1 protein-coding gene is annotated in these 273 nt (G+C 56.8%); it reads right to left on the reverse strand.

The window, feature by feature from the left end; genetic code table 11:
• Positions 1-102: 102 nt before the first annotated feature.
• A partial coding sequence (locus tag AF337_RS40850) for an SIP domain-containing protein (RefSeq protein ID WP_160320349.1) occupies positions 103-273 on the reverse strand: 171 nt, incomplete at its 5' end.

Consider the following 273-nt stretch of genomic DNA (forward strand, 5'->3'; position numbering starts at 1 on the left):
GCTCAATTCATACCCCTTCACATCCATCGGATCGCTTCGGATCATAAAATCCGGAGCGAAGTGAGTGAGCGCGCGTCACCAATGGAATCTGTGGAATGACCCCTAGCCGAATTTCTCAGTCGTGTCGGCCTTGCCGAACACCCAATAGCCGGATGCCTTGATCCAGCCGAGCGGGCAACCTCGTTCCAGCAGATAGGCGCGGAGATCGCGTGTTACCGAGGCTTCCGCCGCGACCCAGATGAAGGTTTCCGGTTGGATATCGACCGTGCTCAA

This window comes from Rhizobium ecuadorense, assembly GCF_001187535.1.
Taxonomy (GTDB): Bacteria; Pseudomonadota; Alphaproteobacteria; order Rhizobiales; family Rhizobiaceae; genus Rhizobium; species Rhizobium ecuadorense.